At 33.1% G+C, this 507-nt stretch carries 1 protein-coding gene; it reads left to right on the top strand.

Annotation, left to right across the window (positions count from 1 at the left end; translation table 11 throughout):
• A partial coding sequence (locus GFJ36_RS28825) for a YukJ family protein (protein WP_157349857.1) occupies positions 1-507 on the top strand: 507 nt, incomplete at both ends.

Below are 507 nucleotides of genomic sequence, written 5' to 3'. Positions count from 1 at the left end.
TCCATCTGAAGTATTATATTTTGCGAGTGACGACTTTAATTCGGAAGAAATCACTCACTTACCTGGACTTCAAGAAGGTTTTACTCGTATCAGAAACAATAATCCTGAAATTGGTATTGATTTCATTCGTGGGAAGTTATTCGATAGTAAACAAATGATTCCACTTCCTAATCAGGAAGTAGGACCAGATAATGATCTATATGATAAATTAAATAATTATATACAGAAGGCAAAAGATAAACAAGCAAACATATATGCTTTTGGTGATATATGGGAAAACGAACCAAAAGAAGATAAATATTTTGGTTTTTATCCTGGTAACGGAATCCATGATATTCATATGAATCAAGGGAATTTAAAAAGATGGCAAGGTGATGATGGAATATGGCAGGATGGCGCATTACTTATACATTTTGAAAACAAAGATAATGAAAGTAAAGATAAATGGGTAGGAATTTTCTTGGCTTTTCAGTCTCAATCTTGGTGTACTGATGAACAAGGGCATGC

It is taken from the genome of Bacillus sp. EE-W1 (genome assembly GCF_009760835.1).
Taxonomy (GTDB): domain Bacteria; phylum Bacillota; class Bacilli; order Bacillales; family Bacillaceae_G; genus Bacillus_A; species Bacillus_A wiedmannii.
This window is presented reverse-complemented; position numbering and strand designations above follow the sequence as displayed.